Below are 23940 nucleotides of genomic sequence, written 5' to 3'. Positions count from 1 at the left end.
TGCTAAAATGTAGCTTGTTATTCAACCGGAATCGGTAAATAAAAGACACCTTAGGAGGTGAAAAGATTGGCTAACATCAAATCCGCAATCAAACGCGCGAAAACCAACGAAGCACGCCGTGTACACCGTGCAGCTCAAAAGTCTGCTATGCGTACTGCTGTGAAAAAGTTCTTGGTAGCTGTTGAGGGTCAAGAGAAAGATCAAGCAGCTGCTCTATTGAAAGAAGCAACTCGTTCTTTGGATAAAGCAGTAACCAAAGGTCTTATCCATAAAAATGCTGCTGCTCGTAAAAAATCTCGCCTCACCTCGAAACTTCAAGCAATGTAAGTTGAATAAACGTCTTCAAGCCGTCTCACCTCTATCTGTGGACGGCTTTTTGCATGCCTTTTCCCTCTCCTTCTAATAACAACGCAACCCAAGTAGTACAGTTTTTTTATCACTCTTCTATACGCAGAAACAGGATATGTAGGAGTGCATATCCTGTATTTTTTATCTTATTACAAATAGGTCGATTGATAATATGGAAAGCAGTTCACTTTGGAGTTTTAACAGCTCTTAGCTTTACTTTTATACACTACATCCTGTATCTTTGATCAAAAAATAGGGCACATCCATCATTATAGGTTGGGGGATGTTACTTGTTAATTTTTATCTAATCCACAATTTGGCTTTCAGTACATAACAACATCACTCACCATGAATACATTCTCCATGGTCTATCTTGATCAGTAATCAAATAGAATTGCCTCTTTTTCATTGAAACTTGTATAATATACATATAAGTTTGAATTTTTAGAAAATATATCTGAAATAACCTACAAACTATCTATAATCGATTTTATCTTATATTAATATTGAGAGCATGTTGCATAATTAGCCCTAAGCCAGGGGTTTTCCCCTTTTGAGATGCGACTATGAGCGATAGCAAGCCGGAGCAAATCATAAGCGGGAAAACCGGCGGCGCGCCTACGTTTAACTTGGATTAATGCAACAAGCTATATTGATACTAATAAGTATATTATTACCAAGGACCACCTATAATTAACTAAGTAGTCGCTGTAATAACCATTTAGAAATAACAGGCTCTTCTCCTGAATCAATGACATATTGTTCAAAATAGGAATAACCTGGCATTGGGTTAATTTCAAAGCACCAATAATTGTCATTCTTCTCTTGATATAATAGGTCGATTCCTGCAAATTCCAAACCTTCTCTTTTGGCTGACTGAACGCACCAAGATACGATGGGTTGAGGAAGTTCAACCAAATTCATACTTAGTTCCTCTCCATATCGATAATCTACTGAATCTGTGTGGATACGTACAGCATAAACGGCTTCACTACATACATGAGCTCGAATATTGATACCTTGTAGTTTTGGTTGTAATTGGACTGGACAATCAAAAAAATCCTTCTTATGTTGCAACCTCTGATCAGTTAGATCAACTACTTTTGAACGCATACCACTGATAGACTTTACAATCGTTTCTTCCACTGGGAACTTTGTAATCTCATCCCGAAGATTAGTCAAAAAAGTTGGGATCGCCTTTATAACCGGGCTTTTTGAGCTATTGATAGCCGACATCTGAAGAGGTTTCGAATAGTTGAGGGGAAGCCGAGAGGGTCGATTGATAACTACTCCTGGATAAAATGTTAGCAAATCATGCATAACTCCCATAATCTCATTGAACTTGGAATCATCAGTTGACCCACCTCTATAATAAATCCCAGGATAGTTTCTCTGATACGTATTAATTTGAATATCACGAATGAACTCACTAACCAGTACGCGATCTTCGAGATACACCGTCTCAACTGGATAACCACTCTGACGAACAAAGTTCTGAAAGTACGAAGCAGTTCCATCTCCCTCGCACGCAATGATTACTATTGCAGGTGGAATGTTTCCCATTTCGATTACATTATCTTCATTATTGATCGGCCACTCCCGCCTTTTTAAGTTATTACCCGCTACGTTTGGCCGTAATACTGGAGTGATAAAACACCGTTTTTGCATCATTTCACCACCTATAACTTTACTATTTGTTGCTGAAATCCAAAAAATTAAAACGAGTACTTTATAACGTATCCGAAACAGCTTCTAAAAAATCAGAGATTTTATCGCTAGGTATTTTTTTTACATCCATAAAAGGATGAATACTTCCAAATGTATATTGGTTGTCTTGTTCATCAAAGAAAAAAAGTATCTCGGCAAATTGTAGATGAGAGTGCTCCATAAGAATTTGACATAGATGACTAACTTTTTCCAGGGCTTGAGTTGAACAAATAGGTTGAGCAAGTGACTGAACCCACATATGGTTACCTATAACAGTAACTAGGAAAGGATTTCCACGTGGTCGCTGATAAAAAAGATAGTGATCATCACCCACTGAGTCTTGTGATAGTCCCGTTTTCCAATATCGACCATCAAAAGCGTTATCCGATACGATTGTGTTGTATCCTAGAATAAGATCATCGGGCACATCTTTCATCAGACCAAAAAAAGCTCGAGGAACTTTTATATTCCCACCATTTTGTTCAACAAACTTCCATTGATACGGTAAACTATGACAATATCCAGATATACTAGCTCCCCATGGGGGATTTATAACATTCGTAAATTGATTAAGAGCAAACACGAGATAGGAGTGAAACTCATCAAGCGCATATTCGCGATCCCTTTCTATGAAGTCGTTAAACAATGATATCTCAGGATAGGAAAGGAAGTTTAGTACACCCGTGATGCACTCAAGAGAGATCTCGGTTTCCCGATAACGCCATCTTACAGTTACACCATTCTCATTTATGGAATCATTAATGACCAATTCGTTTATTATGTCCTTCCATTCAAGCCACACGACCTGCTCATTATTACTTTCCATTAGATAATCATGTATCAACTGTAGAGTTTCATTGAATTTATCACCTAATATTAACTTCATGTCTCTCCCCCTAACAGATCTTTCAAGTGATGAACTTGAATAAGGGAACTAAAAGCTTCAGGTACTTATCAGTAAATGCCAAAAACCTACTTCAGGAAACAACATTGATTTTCACTAAAATCCCCTCAATCGAATCCTGATTAAGATTCAAATCTCCTTCAAAAAGCTATATCTGAAGCAGGAATCATCCGTTTTTAAGAAGGGAATACGTAAAGGAATCTGTAGGAAACTACAGAACTGTTGAAAAATAAAGATGACAATCAGTTTTATAAGAAGCTATGGTTGACGAGACGTTCTCCCGTCAACCCTGTAGGTACTACCGTTTCCACTTATCCGAGCAACCAGTCTTTATAGAAATTCCCCCATTAGAAATGGATAGCATCAACAGACTATAGCCCGTATTGATCCCTCTATTCTAAGGGGTCAAAGTGTTTTTGGATCGAATCCTCTAACCTCTTCAACATCGACTTTTCCATAATAACCAGCTTGGAAAATAGGATCTCTCTTAATGATCTCTCCGGCCTTCTCAATTGATTCTGCCGCAATTACAAGCAAAGCTCGATCACCTTTTACGAACGATCCTGCAAATACTAAAGTTCCCTCATTCCATAGGCTTCGATGATATGCTAAATGTTGGTTAATTAAATTTTGATTATTTCCGTCCATACTCTTGATTTCACTGAAAACCCCAATATAGAACCGCTTTTCAGGGCTTATATTATAATCTCCACCCGGTCTTAACGTTAAGGACTCGAACTTCGAACCGTCACCTGTTTTATCCGATTTATCTCCCTCTTTAACTAATAAACTCATTTTAAAATTCCTCCTTTTATATCATCAAATTGTTTAACTTCTTTTATTAACCTCCCTCATACGTTGAGATATTATACACTTATCAAACATAATATTTTTTGGAATATATAGAAAATACCCCCTTTTTAGACCAACAAATAATCCCTCTTTACCATTCCTACTCTTTCAATATCACGCGAACATTGTAGTTAATGTTATTAAAGGACTCAAAATCGGAGCGAGTAATTTTTAAATCTGGCGAATTTGATGCTGGAGAAGAGCCATAAGAAAATTCTTTAACTCCAGCAATCCCTAATTCGAATAGAATTTGCATACCTTTTTCATCCTTTAAAGATTGAATTAAATCATTCACAATCGCCGAAATCAAAATTCCCTCATTATTAGTGCATATACCATTTGCATCTACATCACCACTAGAATGATGTAGAAATACTAGATCCCATGTATCTGTAAATCCAGGAGATCCTGAAGATCCCGGCTCTGAATCTGTTGTATATTTAATAATTGTTTGGTTTGGATTTATGTCTGTTATACGATTGTCGTGAAGAGCTATCTCCTTCATCCTGCCGCTAGGATGTTGAATGATATTCACCCTTTGGTTAATTCCTATATTCGTTTGTGATATAAGGGAAATAAATCCCCAACGTTCTCCTGGTTGCACTTTATCAGTAAGTCCTAGTGCATTTGTATAATCCACATTTTCAATAACATTTAAGTTACTTCGTTTATTTACTTTAACCAGAGCATAGTCTAGACTTTCATTGCTCCAAAAAAAATCGTTTGAATTCCCAACATATATATCAACAGGTTCAGGATTTCCATAAATGTCGTTTTCGAAGTTAAAAATTATTTGAGATTCATTTGCAGCTTGAGCTGTAGGAAATACATGATGGTTTGTAAGCAACAAATCTTTCGAAACCAGAAATCCAGTAGCCCATCCATTGGGTAATTTGATTAGGGCAACTGCTTTTGATCTTTCAATTCCTCGTTTTAAAAAGCTAATTGATAAAAGATTATTATCTCCCACTAATAACTCTAGTCCCCTTGTTTCTGTTTCTACCTTTTTATTTTTCCCTTCCCATAAGCTATGTTCACGGGTACTTAAGTTGATATTATTTGTCATGACCAAACACCTATTTCTTTAGTAATTGTTGTTATCTTATCCGAGTATGATAAATTCATTCTTTTACCTCTGATAGCTTCCTAAATCAGATGTTTACCAGACAATCTCTAGCTTGGAAAATTTTACGCAATATACAACCGTTTATTTAAAATACATCTACTTATTTCTTTTAGGTATAACTAGCACCGTGACAAATCTCAACATCAACATCGCACTATACATAGCCAGTTCCACATCATGTTGTGCACCCACTTCGTCACCTTGGGTTCCCACAAACGCAGCCCCTTGTTCAGGTGAAACGATAATGTCACCCACATTTCAATTAGTTCATAAAAAGCACCAGTAGCAATAACCAATATAACTGTAAAGATAGAGCGCCAGCCTTTTTTGATCTGGATCACATCACGCAATACTTAACAAATGGAATCGCTAAGAGAATACCCTAAGCAAAACGACCACATGATCATAGTTATGACGCCCAGGTTCAATCCAGTCAAACAGTGACACTACCCCCAGAATATAGTACGAGTAATGAGCCCCTAAGAGATGCAGTGAAAAAGAATATTGCGATCAAGATATAAGAAGAGTTTGAAAACGAATACCGATAATAAGTACTTACTATATTGAAAAGAACAGGATCACTAACAAATTTTCTAGGAGCCAATTAAACCGGTTAACGGGGGCAATTGTCGTCCAAAACCAAAAACCGAGAAATAGCAGAAGCACTGTATGTAACACATAATTGCAAGCAAACCGTTTTTCAACCTCTCTAACACAGGTTTTTTGTATATATATTCCTATAAATCTAAAGTTTTTCTTCTCTAATAAGAAAAAAAACTGCTACATCCATAGGAATAGCAGAATACATACACCATTTTCTCTTGGTTTCTCTTTATCTTGAGATTGCAGTAATTTTCTTGATCATCAGAGCCCATCTTTGAAGAGTCACTGGTCATAATTGGCTCTCTTTTTTTCTTTAAGGGTTGTGATCCTGACCAATCGCCACGTAAAATGATACCTGTAAGTATAATGAAAGTGTCGAGTCAAAGAATTATCATTCTCAAAATATAGACTTATCCCATATTGGTGAAGAAGTCTTTCCAAACTAGGAAATTCATCTTACAAGAAAAAAGTAGAAGTAACTTATTTACCAAGATCCCAATACATTCTTAGCTATAGATTACTAGATGAATAACATTCCACATGGAAAAAATCCAGCATTATTGAGATCCAAAACAAAAAAATCCTGCTACATCCATTGGATGAACAGGATTTTTCTCTTTTACAATTGAATGAGCCCCATTGCCTTTTTCATCTTCGCTAACGTTTCTCCAGCTACCTCATTTGCTCTTGCTGCTCCTTTTCGCAAAGTATGGAATAGCTCATCTGAATAGCGAATCTCTTGATAACGTTCTTGGATTGGGCGTAGGTGATCAGTCACCACTTCGATCAACTCTTTTTTCAATGCACCATAGCCCATGCCTTGATAGTGTTGTTCTAATTCGGAGATACTTTGACCAGTTATGACGCTCTCAATGGTCAAAAGATTGCTCACCCCTGGCTTGTTCTCAGGATCAAAGCGAATCTCATTCTCCGAATCTGTTACCGCACGCTTCAATTTTTTCTCGATTTGCTTCGGTGTATCGAGTAAGGTGATGTAGTTGAACTCGCTCTCTGCCGATTTGCTCATCTTTTTCTCTGGCTGGTCCAAGCCCATGATACGTGCACCCACTTTATTAATCATTGGCTCTGGAATAGTAAAGATATCTCCATAATCCCGATTAAACCGCTCAGCTAGATCACGAGCCAGTTCCAGATGTTGCTTCTGATCCTCCCCTACTGGTACCTGTGAGGTCTGATAAAGTAAGATGTCACCTGCCATCAAAATAGGATAACTAAAAAGACCTACACCGGCTGTCTCGCTAGATCCTTTACTCTTATCTTTAAATTGTGTCATCCGACTCATCTCTCCCATCCGAGAGATTGTCGTTAACAACCAAGCAGCCTCACTATGTGCTGGTACATGAGATTGGACGAATAGATTCGCCTTATTGGGATCAAGTCCAATTGCTAAGTAAGTTGCAATCAGATCAAGCGTTCTCTCATGTAGTTCTTTGGGGTCTTGGCGAACAGTCAAGGCATGTAAATCGACCACACAGAAAAAAGACTCTGTATTTTCTGCTTCTTGATAGTCGACAAAATGTTTTAGCGCTCCTAAATAATTACCTAAATGAGCTACTCTTGTTGGTTGAATTCCACTAAAAATGCGATTCAAATAAATACACTCCTTCATTTTCCTTTTTAGATCTTGCCTAAATAGCTCAAAGCCAGAGGTTTCCCCTTTTGAGATGCGACTATGAGCGAGGAGCCGGAGCATATCAGAAGCGGGAAAACCGGTGGTGCGCCTACTTTTAACTTGGATTAATGCAACAAGCTATATCAAATAAATAAAAAAAGCCCATCCCAGAAAGGGACGAGCTTTACTCGCGGTACCACCCTAATTTGTCACCTAATGTGTCAGGTAACACAGCTTTCCGATTTAACGAGTCTCCCCGGCAACCCTACTTTGGCCAACGCCTTTTTTCGGATGCTGCTCCGAAGCCCATTCACCAACTGTCTAGTATTGGCTCGCACCAACCGCCAACTCTCTTTTACTATACAAGAAGGTTACTCTTCTTCATCTCTGCATTTATTTGTTTCCCTTAGGTATAACATGTGCTATCTTTTGGCTACATAAGATACTAGTGAGTTGAATTGTAAAGAAAGTCAAACCCGAAGTCAAGAAGAGAAGGTATCTCGCCATGTGTTATACTAAATTGTTGAGAAAAGGAGTGTGTTGGGATGGGTCATATCATACCATTTAATCTAAATGTGATTGTCATGGCAATGTTGATCATTATGGGTTCCACGATGGCAATCTTGCGAATACGAGCAACCAAAAAGCCAACCAACGCCAAAAAAATATTGATACCGCCGATCGGGATGAGTACTGGTTTTGCGATGTTCCTGTATCCTCCTACCCATATCCCATGGAGTTGGGCAGCGCTTGCCTTTTTGGCAGGTATGATCTTTCTTGCCATTCCACTTATTATTACATCTCGATTTCACATTGTAGATGGTGAGATCTATCTAAAAAAATCTCGAGCATTCGTATTTATTCTGTTTATCCTATTATCTGCACGTATTGGCCTACACAGCTATATTGAGCAACATATTTCGATCATGGAAACTGCCGGCCTTTTTTTCATCCTAGCTTTTGGAATGCTACTTCCTTGGCGAATGGCAATGTACCAACAATACCGAAAACTAGCGAATCAAATCGATTCAGAATCCGAAAAAACTGTCTCTCCTCTATCTTAACAAAAAGAAACCATCACTTCTTTTTTTCGTGGTGGTTTCTTTTTGTTAGATTAGATGCACTATGCCTAAAGGTTTTTCCAAACTATTTTTTCGAAAAATTAGGAATGGAAGAAAAAGGCTACTCCTTTCGCTTTGAAATTGTTACAATAGGTGCGAGAATCCTCATTTAAAAATAAAATGAAAACGTTTTTACAGAGGAGTGTTATCCTTGCCGGAGAAAGTTGTTGTTGTAGGTGGGGGTCTAGCTGGTTTATCGGCAGCTGCTAGACTAGCCTATCATGGTTATCAAGTGACGTTGCTGGAGAAAGCCCCAAAACTTGGGGGGCGTGCAATGAGCATTCCGATGAAAGGTTTTAACTTTAATTTTGGTGCCCATGCGATCTACGCTCGAGATAAATCGATCCTTCGCAAGTTAGAAAATGAAATTGGTTTAGAGATTGATTGGAAAGACTTTTCTCCCAAAAAGGCATTTTATGACCTCGGCTCCTTCATGACCCCCATGCCTGCGACTTTAGAAGGTCTCTACAAAACAAGAATCTTGGATACAGAGAACAAAGTCCGCTTCGCATATGAAATTATGAAAACGATCAGCTCTCTAGAACGCGGGGAAGAAGGAACTCCGATCGGAGAATATCTGGAAGACGAAAAAGAGCAAATTCGAGATTTATTCTTAACGATTGCTTCCTCCAACTTTTTTACCAATGAATCACCTAAAATTCCTTCTCCTCTCTTTTTCCAATACTATCGTCGCATGTTTGCAGCTAATCACGCTGTTGCCTACATTGGTGGTGGTTGGCAAGCAATTGTCGACCGATTAGCAGCAATCATCGAAAAACATGGTGGCAAGATCATCACCAAGGAAAAAGTGAGTAAGTTGGACATGGAAGACAATCGCATAAAAGCAGTCTATGGCAAAGACGAAACCATTTATCAAGCGGATCACTTTATTTTCTGTGTACCACCAAAAGAGCTTTCTTCCCTCTTTGCAGAAACAAATCACCAAAAATTGTTCCAAGAATACAATCAGTATCTCCCTACTCAGGTCGTTGTTTATGATATCGGGTTAAAGGAACGGATTGAGAGTCCATATACTTACATCTATCACAAAGGAGAGCGTGTCTTTATCACAGACATCTCCTATTATGACAAAACCTGTACTCCTGAAGGTGGCCAGCTAATGCAAGCGATCGCCTATCTCAACGAAGATGAGATTCGGGAAGGAAAAGCAGACGAGAAAGTAACAACAATCGAATCTGTCTATGACAAGCACTTCCCAGGTTGGCGTGATCATCTAGTTGCGAAACGGATCTCCAAAAAAGCGACTGTACAAGAGATCAAGTGTATCGATGACCAACGCCTTATGCCAACCAAGTTCTACAGTCTCTCCAATAGCTACTTCGCTGGAGATTGGTGCAAAGGCGAAGGACAGCTTTCAGAGCTCTCTTTCCACTCTGCTTACGACGCAGCCAACAAAGTAATGGCTCAAGCAAAACGACTAGTTGCAAGTAAATAAAGAAATGACGAAACCCATCTTCTGATGTAGAAGATGGGTTTTTGTTTGTAAAGGAAAGATATCAATAGGGATATCTCTAAAATTCTACCTTCCTGTCTTTAGCAGATATATTATTATGATTACTTCTTTTCCATAGAATGAAGCTTCTAAGCATCGCATAGACCCAAATTCCTAAAAATCCGATCGCGCCTATCAAAAAAAGATCCAAGTGAAATAGACTTTCTCCCAAAACCGACTTAATCACCATACAAATCGTTGCCATAAACCAGCTTATCCCCCCTAAATGGAGTAAGCTGGTTTTCATTTGTTTAGACAATGTCAACAATGCTCCAATAATAGGAATTGCCTGAAATCCATGAAACCCAAGAAAGTGCAGCACCATGAGATTTGCTTCTTGGCTATAACGTCCACTCAATACCCCCATCCAGATCCCAGAAGAAAAGCCGATCAAAGATATCAAGAGAGCGTAACGAATGGCAACAACAACATAGGGGTATTTCCCTTTCGTAGAGGGACGCAGAAAATGAATAAACAACCATAGATAGTTTACGATCATAAACACGGAAATAAATCCAAAAATCAGCCCCATCGTTGATGCATAATTATTTCCACTCGCAAAGCGGGGATCATATCCAAATAATGTTAATCCAAGCTCAGTCAAATAGCTATAAAGAATATAAACCGTCATCGACCAGCGGAAAAAAATACGTTGCTTGTCGGACCATTTGGTAAAAGGTAAAAATGCTGCAGTCGTCCAGGTAAAAAATCCGAACGCAAGCAAGAAAGTCAAAGGTTTTTTCAATTCTCCATTGGGTGGTATTTCATTACCAATTATGAAATACAAAATACCAGTTAATATCCCTAAACAAATCCCTAATGCACCTATCCAGATAAGTAATTTTTCTTCTCTCCACCAACTCCAACTACGAACATCTACCATAAAAAATCCTCCTCTTAGGACGTTCTATTATCATCCTAAGAGAAGGAGGTAGGTCTAACATGTCACCAGGGTCTACAATGGTATATGACTTATTTCCAAAGTCATGTGACAAAAGTCATACACACCAATAAAAATTGGCAACCCTCTTTTTTGTTAATCAGAGTGAGTTCGATTTGTTAGAGTCAGATATTCTACTTTCTACCCGTTGACTACTGTTTTATCCAGATGCTGTTTTTTAAACATTGTATCGTTGATATAGTTAATATGTTTCGCATCAGATAATATACAACTAACTTCCTCTTTGGCGTTTACTCGATTACCTTTATTCGATAACCAATTATGAGAACCCACGATTAAGAATTTATTATCAATTAAGATTAACTTCGTATGGGTAGGTGGCCGATAAATAAGCTGATTACCCAAAAGATCATACATTCTAAGCAAGGATGTATATACTTCTCTTGGATCTTTATGATTCTTGTAATCTAGTTGTACAATTTTCTCCATATCTCTTAAAGTAAATATGGACTGGTGATACCCAAATAAAATATTCACTTTAACTTTTTTTGCTAAAGCCTTTTCAACTAACTCAATAAATGGCTCATCCACTACATAATTGGTAATCCATGGTGAAACAATCGTAATGGACTTTTCTGCTTTATGGAAAGCTTCTAGGAGAAATTCATAATGCTTGTTTGCCCCAATAATAATGCCATTGCTAAAGTGTTGATTCAAATATGTCCCTATAGGTGAGGAGACATTCTTCCAATCATCCACAAATATTTTAAAAGCTTTTTCAAGTTGCAGACCCAATTTATTTATATTTAATTCATTATCATATATGGAATAAATAAATCCTCTTTCTTTTATGGTATCTATTGCATCCTTTAAATAATTATTTGATTGAAGTGCCATCTCTACATTACCCACAAATACGATTTGTTCCTTTCCTCTCGTAAAAGCAACATTTAGTAGGTTAGCTGTTCTCCCAACAAATCCTGTTAGGTTGGACTTCTTTGCCTGATCTACAACAGTAGAAATAAGAATCACTTTCTTTTCTTGCCCTTGAAAGGTATGAACTGTTCCAATATCCACCCCTTTTATCGCCTGTTTTAACCTTTCTGCTTGATTCTTGAATGGGGTAATAATGGCGATGTCTTTTTTGTAAGCTTCACCATAAACTTGGATATATCGATCAATTAATTTTTTACAGATGATTACTTCCATTTCATTCGTATTTTCGTTGCTTTGAGGTCCTCTCACATCAAAAGCAACTAAATTTCGCCCAAACAACTTCTGGTGATTATCTTTTTTCACCACTTGAAGCTTACTATTGTATACATATTTATTGGAAAAATGAGCTATACTCTCCTCACATCTCCTATGTTCTTCTAAGATAATTCCAATTTTCTTATCCTCTAGCTTATCAAATAGATCAGAACGATCATCTGAATAGCTCTGCACGCTATTTTTCTCAATACATAGTAATTCTTGGGTATCTACATCAAATTGATCATACTTTTCAATCAAGCTGTTCCTTTGTAACCTTATTGGTTCTAGTTGATAAACATCTCCAACAACGACTGCTTTTCTTGCCCGATACAATGGACCTACTAAATAATGTGGGAGAATTTGTCCCGCCTCATCTACTAAGATCACATCAAATAAACCTTCCACCATCTGAAAATTATTGGAGTGGAACGAATGCAATGTGGTAGAAACAACAGGAAAACACATGAATAATGTTTCCCACAATCCTTTTAACCCCATTGTAAAATCGTCTTTAAACTGTTGTTTTGGATCGTAAAAAGAGGAAAACCATCGATTCCCTTCCACTATTTTTTCTAAGTTGGCAATGATAACTTCTTTGTGCTTTTTTATATATTCTTCGTGAATTACCAACGACAGATCAAATAACTTTTTTCTTAGCCGTAAAATTACTGGTGAGTTTACTAGTTGATAGATTCCAATACCATCTTCAATACTGCACTCTAAATCTTGTTCTAACTCATTTTTACATTTAAGTAACGACTGTGTAATATCATACTTGTTACACAGAAGTTCTTCTTGCTTTTGAATGTGATGAAGCTCATTGATTGTGTCCAAAAGTATTTGATCATTCTCTTCTTGTTTCTTTTCCAAAGAACATTTTTGTTCATGGAACTGAGTAAGTTTCTGTGTCATTATTGTTAGTTCTTTATTAACGAAATCAATCTTATCTTCTATATAACGTTTAGTTGGGTATTTTTGATAAAATTCTTTGTGTTTTGAGGAGAAAAAAGATAAAAAAGAAAACTTTTTACCTTTGTCAAATTGGTCTAGTGCTAGATAAAGCTCTTTTTGATCTTTTTCTCTTTCCTCTATCTTGGTTAAGATAACGTCATTTTCTCTAGAAACACTCTTCATTTGTTGACTTAGTTTGTTCCTGTCATTTTCAATCGTAATTCTTTCTGCTAAAGTTTTTTCTTTCTTGATTTTTAACTCTTCTAACAGCGAATTCATGCTTTCATACAGATAATCTATATCAACATTTGATATATCTGTAATATCTTGACTCTTAGTAAGCAATTCTCGTTGACGTTTATACTCTCTAATTCTATTTTCCATGTCCTCTAACTTTTGATACGTGTCCTTAAATTCATCAAGAAAATCTTCTTTTACTTGTTCTTCATCTTTCTTCAATTCCTCTATTAAGAGGCGTACCATCCGATTCTTAAAAAAATCTACATTTTCTTTTTTTCCAAGCCTTGCACAAAGCAGTCCTCGAAATCCAGCCTCGATCTGTAAATTATGCTTTATATATTTATTTAAATAAGGAATTTCTTCCAGTAATTCTTTTCCGATATTATCAACTGCTTTATTGTTGGTACTAGTTATAATAATAGAATGTAAATTTTCCCCACCTAATGGAGATTGAAAGATTTGACGCTTTGTTCCTTTGTTTATCAGATCCCATTTTTCATCCCAAATAGAAATAAGATCCTTAGTCTTTTTCACCAGTTGATCTGCAATAATTTCTTTTAGCAAAGTAGTTTTACCAGTGCCAGGAGGCCCGTTAACAGAAAGTAGGTCAACTTTTTCTACATTTCCAACAACATCCCATTGCTTTCTATTAATCGGATAAGCATCGGTATAGCTACCATAATGAAAATGAAGATCATTTGGTGTAGAACGATAATGTACCTGATTCTCATTTCTGTAAAGATACTTTTGAAGCAAAGCTGGTGTTATACTCTTCTGAAGCTTCTCTTTCACCAGTTTAATTTCTTGTCGAAAACTAGGTTCGTTTATTTCATCTAGTTCCTCGATTGTAAGAAATACCTTTTCAACTTTCACCCAACCTTGATATTCTACAAATGTAGAAATAGCTCTTTTTCTATTAAAAATTTGATGAAAGATACTATCAATTAGCGAAATAATCTCATGTAAGCTATTTTGTCCTTCTAAATTCTCGACCCTTTCATAAAACTGTTTGATTTCTAATTCATAGAGATCTTCCACTTCTTCGATATTATTGTTTGTTGTCTCTGCGATCAGAATGAACAGACTATTTTTATTCAAATAGAAATCGGTTACAAGTAACCTATCTCCCTCGATCTTAGCTCGAAACGTGAAAATCGGTTGCTTTTGCTTTCCTTTTTCAAGGAACGGATAACAAAGAATAATCTCCTCTTGTTCAATCAAACTACTTAGTAGCTCATCAAATTCTGTTCGAGTTCTATCCCCCTTGATGATAAGTAATTCCTGAAGAAACTGTTTATTCTTCTCCTGTAAAGACTGTTCAATCTGTCTATTTAATTTACTCTCATCTAGAACTTTTATAAAATTTCCTTTTCTTTTTGATCTGATAAAACTATTTAGTTTCATACTCTTTTTTAGTAACAGTGCTCTTTCTATTTTTCTCACATCTTCTAATAGAGCTAGATCAAAATCACTACCTTGCGTATTTTTCAACGAACTCTGCATAAATCGTTCATTTGCCTCGTATTCGCAAAAATAGTCTAATATATCCGTTATATTCATTTGTGTACCTCACCATGTTTATGAGTTCATTAATACTATTTGCGGGTTGTTGCATAATCCTAATTATTCGTAAAAACTCATCGGTTTTCTTATTTTCATCTGCTCCGGCTCCCTACGCCACTATCGGTCTCCAAAGGTGAAAAATTCTGGTTAATGTTCATTATGTAATATGCTCTATTCTAACAAAGTTAGATAAACTCTTCTTTTTATTATAATTTTTCTCTATCTCATACACTGCCTTTTGGAAATGAATCACCATGATAATACCCATGCCTTACTGCAAAAATGGCAGTTTGGGTACGATCACGTAGTTCTAACTTAGACATAATTTGAGTGACATAGTTTTTTACCGTTCCTTCAGATAAAAACAGACTTTCTGAAATCTCTCGATTATTAAATCCACTTCCTATATAAGATAGAATCTCTTTTTCACGCCCAGTCAATTGCGTGATTCGCTGATCTTCTATTGCTTGTTCGTGGGATTGTTTCATTAGATGGGGTAAAATCTGACCTGTTACTTGTGGTAGCATCACTACTCCACCATGTGCTACGGTCTCAATCGCTTTTGCCATCGCTTCGATTGGTAAGTCTTTCAATAGATATCCTCTCGCGCCACTTTCGAGAGCAGCAAGAATATACTCTTGATCATTGAAGGTGGTGAGAACCAAAACCTTTGTATCTGGGAAATCTCTGGTAATCCGCTTAGTCCCTTCAACCCCATCTACGGTTGGCATACGGATATCCATCAAGATCACATCCGGCTGATATTCTTTCGTTTTCCGGTATGCTTCTTCTCCATTGCTCGCTGTTGCCACTACCGTAAAGTTTGTTTCTAATTCTAGTAACGTCTTTAAACCTTCTCGCATTAGGGTTTGGTCATCGGCAATGAGCAGTTTCCACATCATGATCACTCCTGTGAACTGTTGGTAGTTGAATATGGGATTTGAAGTGCTAATCGGAATCCTTCTCCTATTTTGCTATCAATTTTTATTCCCCCATTCATTTCCTTCACTCTCGCTTCAATCTGTGATAAACCAAACCCAGGTTGAATCAATGTTTGTCCAACCCCATTATCTGACACAACCAACTGAACAACATCTTTTTTATAGGAAAGTTCTACATTAATCTCTGTTGCTTTGCCATGCTTATTAGCATTGGTAATTCCCTCTTGCACAATTCGATACAAATTCATTTTCCATTTATTTAAGAAGTTTTTTGGCTCCTCCCCTTTTATTTGAAGAAAATATTTTGTCTCCGACCACTCATTGAAATCTGTAACTATTTTTTGTAAAAGTTCGCTAAATGAAACCGATTCTACTTCGCCTTCTTTTAATGTCTGAACAGAAAGGCGAATCTCCTGAAGCGCAGTCCTGGCTAATTCTTCTGAAGAGCGAAGAAACTGCTCACTTTTTTCCAGATGAGTCTGTTGCATCTTCCTTGCTATTTGCAACTGTAAAATCAAAGCAGTCATATAATGACCAACTGCATCATGGATCTCACGCGCAATTCGAACTCGCTCGTTTTGTGTTGCGATCTTCTCAACCTCCAAAGCATAGAGTTCCAAATTTTGATGAGATTCCTTTAACTGTTCATATAAATTACGGACTTCTATCCTCGCAATCTGATGAGATCGAAGAAGATACCCCATTAAGGAAGCAAATAAAATAAAGCTAGCATTAATCATGTAAGATAATAAGGAAAATTCGTGAGTGAGAATATCATTTCCAATGAAATAACATTGTGAAAGTACTAGAGGAACTAGATAGATATAAATAGTTAATCGTTCGGGACGATGATAAAAAAACTGAAACCCAATAAGTCCCATCAGAAGGTGAAAATTATCAGAACTGTGCGGGAACATAACAGCTAAAGGTATGATAAGGAAAATCTCGGTAACAAAACTTCCAATACCCCATATTCGGGATGGCCTTATAAAATACAGGTTTAAGAGTCCCAACGCAATCATGATTGCCTTGATCCCAAACACTTCTAATTCTGTTGTTGCCATAGTTAGATAAAAAGCGATCATCAATTCCATCGTAAACAAGCGAAATAACAATAATGCAATATGGTACCAATAGTTTCGTACTAGCTGCATTGGTTTTTCCCTCAATTTATAACTTCACCTAATTTCTAATTATTCAAATATTATTTATGATGATATGAAATAGGCGACTTCCGATATAGAAATCGCCTATTCCAAACTAAAACGTTTCTTCCTCTAAACAGGAGTAATCGAAGTCATGACGTTGATCACAATCCAACCTAGTCCTGTCATAACTAGTGCCACTCCTCCAAAGATTACGGTCATCAAGAAACGATCATCCGTAAAACTCTGAAGTTGTTCTGTCGTTTTTTGATCAATACGAGCTGCATTGGACCAATCATTCCAGTTAGCTAGTAGTAGAAATGCCATGCAGACTACAATAAAATAGGCAATCGGTAGTCCATCAACAAAAGGTCGTTGTGGATCTCGTATGATTACCTGTACCACAAAAAAGAGACTGATTGCTACTTGTAATAAGGACGATCCACTGTAAAATTTCTGCCATGCCCCTTGGAGTTTCTCTTTTTCATACGACTCTAACTCTCGCAAACTAGGCACAAGTACATAGATAGGATGTGTTTTCTTAAAAAACCAAATAGTTAGGGGGGAAATGAGTAAAAGAAGTGCAAGTACACCATATACTATTGGCCCACTTGCACCGACTAGAATTAACAGTGCAAGTAAAGCTCCATATAATAGATATGTAATATTTTGCATCAGAAATTGCGTTTTTCGCAGTGCGCGTAATTTTCCTTCCGTCACCATAAGTGACCCCTTTCCAATAAAGTGAATCGTTCATCAGTGAAGGTAATGTTCATCTTCCCTGATGGTTGGTAGCCTATGAAACCTCGAAGATCCATACTTAACTTTCTTATTGCCATACAAAGTGAGATTGAAAGCACTTTCCGCTATTGTACCATAGGAAATTCGATCCTTTCCTAATCAAACAACTGTAGCATAAGGCGTTCCACTCCGATTTGACGGCCTATTTTCCCCTCTTTGATCTCACTTTCTGTATTGATTGCCGCTTGCAAGGAGCGCTTAAGTTGACTTTCTTGATAACGAAGCCCTTGTTGATAAGCCAATTTTATGGGGTAAGGGTGCATACGCAACTCTTTGGCAATTTCTTTTTCATTCCACCCTTTTTTAGAAAAAAGTTTTACCTGCAAAAGTAACCGGATTTGTCTCGTGATCAATGCTAAAATCTTGATCGGTTCCTCTTTTTGATACATAAGGTCTTCCCAAATCCGAATTGCTGCTGCTTGATTCTGCTTGGCAATATGCTCTGTCAATTGAAACACGTTTTGCTCCAAAGTCCTTGGCACTAGTTCCTCTACTATCTCCACTGTAATTTCGCTTCCTTGAGCATAGGTAGCTACTTTTTGACATTCTGTATCTAACATTCGTAAATCAGTACCTACTAGATCGACAAATCGTATGAGAGCTTTTTTCTCAATGTTGGCTTCATATTGTTGAAAACGTTGAAAGGTCCACTGAGCTAATTGAGTCCCTTTCAACGGATCAAAACGATAGACTTGTGCTTTTTTCTCCAACTCTTTCACTACTTTTTTGCGCTTATCTAGCTTATCTGTCACTACTGTAAATACTACAAGATAATCTGGATTCGGATCTGCTAAATATGTGATGAGTGCCTCTGGTTCATGTATAGCAGCATGTTTACTTCGCTGACTAGTCAAGAAATTAGCATTGCGCCCAATCATCATTTTTTGCTCCGAGAAAAGAGAGGAAGAATCGGCTTCCATGATGAGTTGTTGTACGGAAGTCTCCTCTAAATCAAAAGAAGTGACTTCCCAACCCTTGTTTGTTAATTCTTCTCTTAGATACTCTATTGCCTGATCCATCTGAAACATCTCTGTTCCATAAAAAAAGAGAACAGGCGGTCGTTTGCCTTTTTTCCAATCTGCTATTACATCATGTAACATGTAATTTCTATCTCCTCAATATCGGTATCTCGATCAAGATCCTCTTTAGCCCAGTACGTTTACTACTTTCACTACTATTGGAGGAAGATTCTACTCCTTCCACTTCCACACTGTCATTATCCTTCCAAACTAATTGTTGAACCTCCATCAATTGGGGATGTTCGTCACTAGTAAAGAGCACATTTCCTTTTAGATCTCGAACATGTAATTTATTTTCTTCCCACGTTGCCAGATGCTCACCATCAGGAGAAAGAGCAGAAAGCGGTTGGACCGTCTTTTGTGAGACAGATTCAGAAGCACCTGACATGGTGGCTTGGTCTAATTGATACGATTCGGTTGGTTGTTCCCAAAATAGGTAGCCTGCTAACCAAGAAAAGGAAATAATAGCTGCCACACCACTTAACCAGATCCAGGGTTTGCGCTTCCATTTTGGCTTAGACTCTATTTCTTCTGATAAAAGTTGGTCCCACATTTGATCCGTAATGGAATGTGGCGGTGTTACTTTTGGTAGGCTCTTTAGAGCTTGATCGATTTCTAGCATGAGATCTTCGCTTCCTTGCCATGCTAGTTCCTCTTCTACTGTATCGTCAAACTCTAATTCTCGTCGGAACCAGTTTTGGTCTCTTCGATCCAAGTTGCATCCCTCCCCTCACGATAATTGGCTAGTATCTTCTGGAGTTGTTGCCTAGCACGATAAAGATGTGACTTCACCGTATTAATAGGCATCTCCATAATCTCTGCTATGTAGTGTAGTTCGTAATCGTGTATGTATTTGAGAGTTAAGGCAGTTCGTTGTTGGGGAGGTAACAGCTGAATTGCTTGTCGTATGTCAAACGAAATGCTAGCCTGTTCTTCATAAGAATTGGTACTTATCTCATGTTCTGGTAAAGAAGAGGTCCATTCTCGCTCTTTTCGCTTTTTTCGTAAAAAATCCCAACATGTATGGGTAACGATTTTTTGTGCCCATGTCCGAACCGAAGCATCTCCTCGAAAACTTGTAAAACTGCGATAGATTTTCCAGAGAGCCTCCTGTGTAGCGTCCATGGCATCCTGCTCATTTCCTGTTAAATAATAGGCCGTCTGGTATAAAGGCGTCTCTAGTGCACGCAATATTTGGCGTAAGGCGGCCTTGTCCCCCTTGCGTGCAAGCCTTACAATCTGCTCGTCCAATTTATCCTCCCTAATCCCATCTTCCCTTTGTATTATGCCGAAAGAATGTTTCCTTCGCTAGTAGAAAACAGTTCACTCTATATCCTCTATTTTATCGTTTCGATCTGATAATGATCCAAGTGGATACGCACAGTGATCGCTCCTCGCTGATCCGTGCGATAAATGTTAGTTCCCGATTCAGTTAGACGTTGAAGTACATCCCCATGAGGGTGACCATAGCGATTCGATTTGCCTACTGATATAACTGCTACTTTCGGCTCCGTCTGTTCTAGCCATTTCGCTTGCGTTGAAGTCTTGCTTCCATGATGAGCCACTTTTAAAACATCTATAGTAGGGAGATCATATTTTGATAAAATACGATCTTCCGCTTCTTTCTCAATATCTCCTGTCAATAACACTCGTGTCTTATAAATTTGCAACAAACCAACCAATGAGTCATTATTGGTTTGACGCTGCTTGCCGATAAGCTGATCCGTGCTTGGGTGTAACACTTGCCACTGCACAGTAGAACCAATAGTAAATGTTTGTCCTACTGGTAACGTATATATCGGAATTTGCTGTTTTTGAATACTCGACATCAATCTTTGCTCTTGCCAGCTATAGGCTGGATGAGCATTACGCCAGACCAGCTCAACTGGAAAGCGTTCGAATACTGCTAATAGTCCTCCGATATGATCCACATCTCCATGAGACAGGACTACTATATCTAATCGAGATACCCCCAATGCCTTCAATGTAGGTACTACCTTCCGCTCTCCTACTTCAAAAGACTTTTGAGGTTTTTGCCATTCTTCTTTATCAAAATCAATCGTTCCACCTGCATCTATCAATATATTTTTACCCTCTTCGGTTTGGATCAATATCGCATCCCCTTGGCCCACATCTAAAAATGTAATTCTCGTATGATCTCTCGTCCACTCCTCTCCTCTGGATGCCCAGATTCCCAGAACCATGAGAGCAATTAGTCCGAGCGTTGTAGGTAAATGGGATCGAGAACGTATGGATCCAAACGTCCACCAATACCAAGTTCCCCAAGATACCATGAAATAAAGACAAAACCAACCGATCTCTGGTGTTGGAAAGGTCCACAGATGCCATTTATACCGATATATCCAGTTAGCTATCTCCTGCACGAGGTCCAAACTCCATGTAATTACACTCGCAATCCATTTGGTCAATGCCAAGGATAGAAGGCTAAGTAATAACAAACCCATCCCGATCGGTAGCAACAAAGTAAAATAAGGGACGAGCAGCAAATTTACTATTCCCGACAAAAGGCTATACTCGTGATACTGTGCAATTAAAAGTGGAAAGGAAATCGCTTGTGCTACTAACGAGACGGAGACTGCTATACGAAGCCGAGTAAAGGGCAGAGGAATTTGATGTGAGAGAGGTTCAACTGCGAGTAATAATCCCACAGTGACGAAAAAGGTAAGCTGAAATCCTACTTCATAGATCTGCCAAGGCTGATAAACAAGCAACAGGAGTAAAGCAAATGCCAAATAAGAGATACTTTCTCCAATCTTGCGCCACCATATCGCTAATAATGTGAAAGCCCCCATTATGGCAGCCCTTATTGCAGGAGCATCTGCCCCTGTCAATAAGAGATAACAAGGTAAAAAAAGAAGGGCAATCCACACTGCTTTTTCCCTTGTACATCCTAATAGCTTGGCTCCTTCATAAAATAAAAATAATAAAAAGCTAATATGTAATCCTGAGATAGATAAGATATGTACCAAACCTAAGGCACTATATGTCTCCTCCCATTCAGGATCCATCTCATTTCGCAACCCTAACAAGAGCGTTTGAAAAAACCCAACCGTCGTTGATTGAGTGAATATCATCTCAAGTCGATTGGCTAGCTTTTCCCGAATCTGATTTAATGATTTACCAATCGGAGATGAATCTCTAATCCACTCTATCTGACTCCATTCTCCAGTAGCTACCCAATGGATCTCCTGTCTCCATAAATAACTGCGATAATCAAATTCTCCTGGGTTACTAGGTTCTTCAGGAGCTTGTAACTGGATCATTAGTCGAAGCATCTGATACTGTTTGATTTGGTCTGCTTGCTGCCACTCCTCTTTCGACCGAAGCCGAATGGTGAGTGGAACCTCTTCCTCGCCAAGCATTCCTTCCCAACTCTGTACTCTAAATCGGAACTTCAACCGATCTCCATCCTTTTCTGGTATGGAAATAACCTGACCTGTCGCAATTCCTTTCCCTTCATGTAAAATAGTCCGATTCTCTCCCTCCCTCCACTCCGTATAAGTGGCAAAGCCAAAAAGAAAAAGCAAAAAAATGGTAAGCATCAAGCCTCGTTTCCAAAAGAGAAAGAGAATACCGCCAATGGTGAAAACCAATCCAAACAAAAAAAGAAACAGCCAAGTTTGGTCTATTCCCCAACTAGATAATAAAATTCCCATTACAGCACCTATTGCTGCCACCAAAATTGGTCTTTTTCCCACAAATAAATCCCCTAATTCATTATTTTCTTTCTTTTTCTACAAATATTGGCTAGTTCCTGTTTGCTTATAGGGATCCGGTGCAATGGGATAAAAGGATCATGAATTACATTTCTTAGCTAATATTCAACACTCCCAAGGCGTAAGCTCATGGGAGTGTTAGTAGGTTAGTTGTAGTTTTTTGTTAATTCACCATTGATTTACGATTCATAAACTGATATAACGGCCAACCTGCTAATGTAATTCCCACCACCATAAGACTTCCCATCGGTTCATTCATAAGCGAACTAATGATTACGAACAAAGAGCCTATGATTGCTACAAGAGGAATAATTGGATATAAAGGAACACTATAAGGACGAGGAGTTCCAGAATGTCGTTTACGCAAGATAAAGACTGCCAAGAAAGCTAATATATAAAAGAGAAAAGTAGAAAAAACGGCGATATCTGATAATCTGTTTGGATCACTAAGTAGCATCAAAATAATAGCCAGCACAATTTGTAAAACGATCGCAAAGATTGGTGTCTTAAATTTAGGATGTACCTTCATCAAATAACGAGAACCAGGTAATTGTCTCCTCTCCGCCATCGCAAAAGGAATACGAGGAAAAGCCATAATTTTTCCGTTCAAACATCCAAAAATAGAGATAATAATGCCAATACTGATTAATTTCCCACCCATATCACCAAACAAAACAGATGCAGCAGTTCCAGCGGCATTTTCCCCAAGAGCTACAATTTGTTCGGCCGGTAACACATGAAGTAATGCCAGATTTACAAGTAGATAAATAACTGTAACTAGTGTTAATCCAACGATAATCGCTTTGGGTAACAACTTAGTTGGATTTTTCATCTCACCTGCAACGGATCCCACTAGAATCCAACCATCATAAGCGAATAATGCTGCCAGTACAGCTGCCCCCATGCTAATCTCTTCTGTTAGACCACTACCCATGTCGAATATTTGACTTTGCCCTTTCCAGAGCCCAAAAATAATAATAAGTGCAATGGGAATTAGTTTGATAACGGTAGATAGTGTTTGTACAAATCCACCATATTTGGTACCAAACATATTGACTCCAGCTAAGAATAAGACAAATCCAATTCCCATCCAAATAGACCATTCTTCTTGGATCGCAAATAAATTTGTTATGAGTGAACCTAAATAAAGTCCTAGTGTACCAATAATAGCTGGTCCATAAATGATCGTTTGCATCCAGCCACATAAATAACCCCATACTTTACCATATGTCTCTTCTAAATAGACATTGAGCCCACCTGTTTTTGGAATCTGTGCACCGATTTCTGCAATCGTTAATCCACCAGCCAAGGTAATAATCCCTGCTATCAACCATGCCCATAAAGCATCTGTAGAATTACCAGTCTGAGCTAAAATGATTCCAGGTTTCATAAATACACCTGAACCGATCACGGTACCAACGACTAGGGAAAGGGCAACTGTAAATCCAATATCTTTCTTTAAATGGTTCTCCGACATTTGCATGATTTGTCCTCCCCGAAAAGACATATGTCTTTTTAGTAATGATACTATGGGCTAATTATACACAAATAAAAAATAAATCATATGCATTTTATATAGTT

The 23940-nt window shown here is 37.9% G+C and carries 19 protein-coding genes and 1 other annotated feature; of the genes, 3 read left to right on the top strand and 16 right to left on the bottom strand.

Annotation, left to right across the window (positions count from 1 at the left end):
- The first annotated feature begins 66 nt into the window (after nucleotides 1-66).
- Nucleotides 67-327: a 30S ribosomal protein S20 gene (gene rpsT, locus VJ09_RS14410; RefSeq protein WP_044642343.1), complete on the top strand. Its 261-nt coding sequence runs from the start codon at nucleotides 67-69 to the stop codon at nucleotides 325-327.
- A gap of 714 nt (nucleotides 328-1041) precedes the next feature.
- On the opposite strand, the gene VJ09_RS17740 is transcribed toward rpsT, so the two are convergent.
- From VJ09_RS17740 to trpS, 6 genes are all read right to left on the bottom strand, one after another.
- On the bottom strand, nucleotides 1042-2019 hold the full coding sequence (locus tag VJ09_RS17740) for an ATP-grasp domain-containing protein (RefSeq protein WP_187118721.1): 978 nt from the start codon (nucleotides 2017-2019) through the stop codon (nucleotides 1042-1044).
- Between the two features lie 58 nt (nucleotides 2020-2077).
- Nucleotides 2078-2941 (bottom strand): hypothetical protein, encoded by an 864-nt coding sequence (locus VJ09_RS14400; RefSeq protein ID WP_044642342.1) that lies wholly within the window; start codon nucleotides 2939-2941, stop codon nucleotides 2078-2080.
- Nucleotides 2942-3364: 423 nt separating this feature from the next.
- Nucleotides 3365-3754, bottom strand: coding sequence for a YciI family protein (locus VJ09_RS14395; RefSeq protein ID WP_044642341.1), 390 nt, complete (start codon nucleotides 3752-3754; stop codon nucleotides 3365-3367).
- Nucleotides 3755-3911: 157 nt separating this feature from the next.
- Nucleotides 3912-4877 carry a trypsin-like serine peptidase gene (locus VJ09_RS14390; protein WP_044642340.1) on the bottom strand — a complete coding sequence of 322 codons (966 nt, stop codon included), beginning with the start codon at nucleotides 4875-4877 and terminating at the stop codon, nucleotides 3912-3914.
- A 203-nt stretch (nucleotides 4878-5080) separates the two neighbouring features.
- Complete coding sequence (locus VJ09_RS19200) at nucleotides 5081-5278, bottom strand: DUF2238 domain-containing protein (protein ID WP_187118720.1); 198 nt, start codon at nucleotides 5276-5278, stop codon at nucleotides 5081-5083.
- 881 nt (nucleotides 5279-6159) lie between these two features.
- The gene (gene trpS / locus VJ09_RS14385; RefSeq protein ID WP_044642932.1) at nucleotides 6160-7170 is read right to left on the bottom strand and encodes a tryptophan--tRNA ligase; all 1011 of its coding nucleotides are present in this window, start codon (nucleotides 7168-7170) and stop codon (nucleotides 6160-6162) included.
- A 173-nt stretch (nucleotides 7171-7343) separates the two neighbouring features.
- Nucleotides 7344-7570 (bottom strand) — a binding site (T-box leader).
- Nucleotides 7571-7718: 148 nt separating this feature from the next.
- Here trpS and VJ09_RS14380 point away from each other — a divergent pair.
- Nucleotides 7719-8237, top strand: coding sequence for a CcdC family protein (locus VJ09_RS14380; protein ID WP_044642339.1), 519 nt, complete (start codon nucleotides 7719-7721; stop codon nucleotides 8235-8237).
- 208 nt (nucleotides 8238-8445) lie between these two features.
- Nucleotides 8446-9750, top strand: a complete 1305-nt coding sequence (locus VJ09_RS14375; RefSeq protein ID WP_147635520.1) for a phytoene desaturase family protein — start codon at nucleotides 8446-8448, stop codon at nucleotides 9748-9750.
- Between the two features lie 76 nt (nucleotides 9751-9826).
- Here VJ09_RS14375 and VJ09_RS14370 read toward each other — a convergent pair whose 3' ends face one another.
- The 10 genes from VJ09_RS14370 to VJ09_RS14325 all read right to left on the bottom strand — a co-directional run bounded on the left by VJ09_RS14370 (nucleotide 9827) and on the right by VJ09_RS14325 (nucleotide 23842).
- Nucleotides 9827-10690: a hypothetical protein gene (locus VJ09_RS14370; protein WP_044642337.1), complete on the bottom strand. Its 864-nt coding sequence runs from the start codon at nucleotides 10688-10690 to the stop codon at nucleotides 9827-9829.
- A 198-nt stretch (nucleotides 10691-10888) separates the two neighbouring features.
- On the bottom strand, nucleotides 10889-14251 hold the full coding sequence (locus VJ09_RS14365) for an AAA domain-containing protein (protein WP_187118719.1): 3363 nt from the start codon (nucleotides 14249-14251) through the stop codon (nucleotides 10889-10891).
- A 689-nt stretch (nucleotides 14252-14940) separates the two neighbouring features.
- Complete coding sequence (locus VJ09_RS14360; protein WP_325063597.1) at nucleotides 14941-15618, bottom strand: response regulator transcription factor; 678 nt, start codon at nucleotides 15616-15618, stop codon at nucleotides 14941-14943.
- A gap of 2 nt (nucleotides 15619-15620) precedes the next feature.
- Entirely contained in the window at nucleotides 15621-16826 is a 1206-nt protein-coding gene (locus VJ09_RS17735) for a sensor histidine kinase (protein WP_052807424.1), read from the bottom strand.
- A 108-nt stretch (nucleotides 16827-16934) separates the two neighbouring features.
- Nucleotides 16935-17522, bottom strand: a complete 588-nt coding sequence (locus VJ09_RS14350) for a hypothetical protein (RefSeq protein ID WP_147635519.1) — start codon at nucleotides 17520-17522, stop codon at nucleotides 16935-16937.
- A 176-nt stretch (nucleotides 17523-17698) separates the two neighbouring features.
- Entirely contained in the window at nucleotides 17699-18703 is a 1005-nt protein-coding gene (gene holA, locus VJ09_RS14345) for a DNA polymerase III subunit delta (RefSeq protein ID WP_044642333.1), read from the bottom strand.
- A gap of 7 nt (nucleotides 18704-18710) precedes the next feature.
- The gene (locus VJ09_RS14340; RefSeq protein WP_044642332.1) at nucleotides 18711-19337 is read right to left on the bottom strand and encodes a hypothetical protein; all 627 of its coding nucleotides are present in this window, start codon (nucleotides 19335-19337) and stop codon (nucleotides 18711-18713) included.
- Nucleotides 19298-19873 carry an RNA polymerase sigma factor gene (locus VJ09_RS14335; protein ID WP_044642331.1) on the bottom strand — a complete coding sequence of 192 codons (576 nt, stop codon included), beginning with the start codon at nucleotides 19871-19873 and terminating at the stop codon, nucleotides 19298-19300. Before VJ09_RS14335 ends, VJ09_RS14340 begins: the two co-directional genes overlap by 40 nt.
- Before the next feature lie 86 nt (nucleotides 19874-19959).
- The gene (locus VJ09_RS14330) at nucleotides 19960-22341 is read right to left on the bottom strand and encodes a DNA internalization-related competence protein ComEC/Rec2 (RefSeq protein WP_044642330.1); all 2382 of its coding nucleotides are present in this window, start codon (nucleotides 22339-22341) and stop codon (nucleotides 19960-19962) included.
- Nucleotides 22342-22522: 181 nt separating this feature from the next.
- Complete coding sequence (locus VJ09_RS14325) at nucleotides 22523-23842, bottom strand: APC family permease (RefSeq protein WP_044642329.1); 1320 nt, start codon at nucleotides 23840-23842, stop codon at nucleotides 22523-22525.
- Nucleotides 23843-23940: the final 98 nt, after the last annotated feature.

The sequence above is a fragment of the Risungbinella massiliensis genome, from assembly GCF_000942395.1.
GTDB lineage: Bacteria > Bacillota > Bacilli > Thermoactinomycetales > Thermoactinomycetaceae > Risungbinella > Risungbinella massiliensis.
The sequence above is the reverse complement of the archived record's forward strand: the minus strand, read 5'-3'. Positions and strand labels throughout refer to the sequence as shown.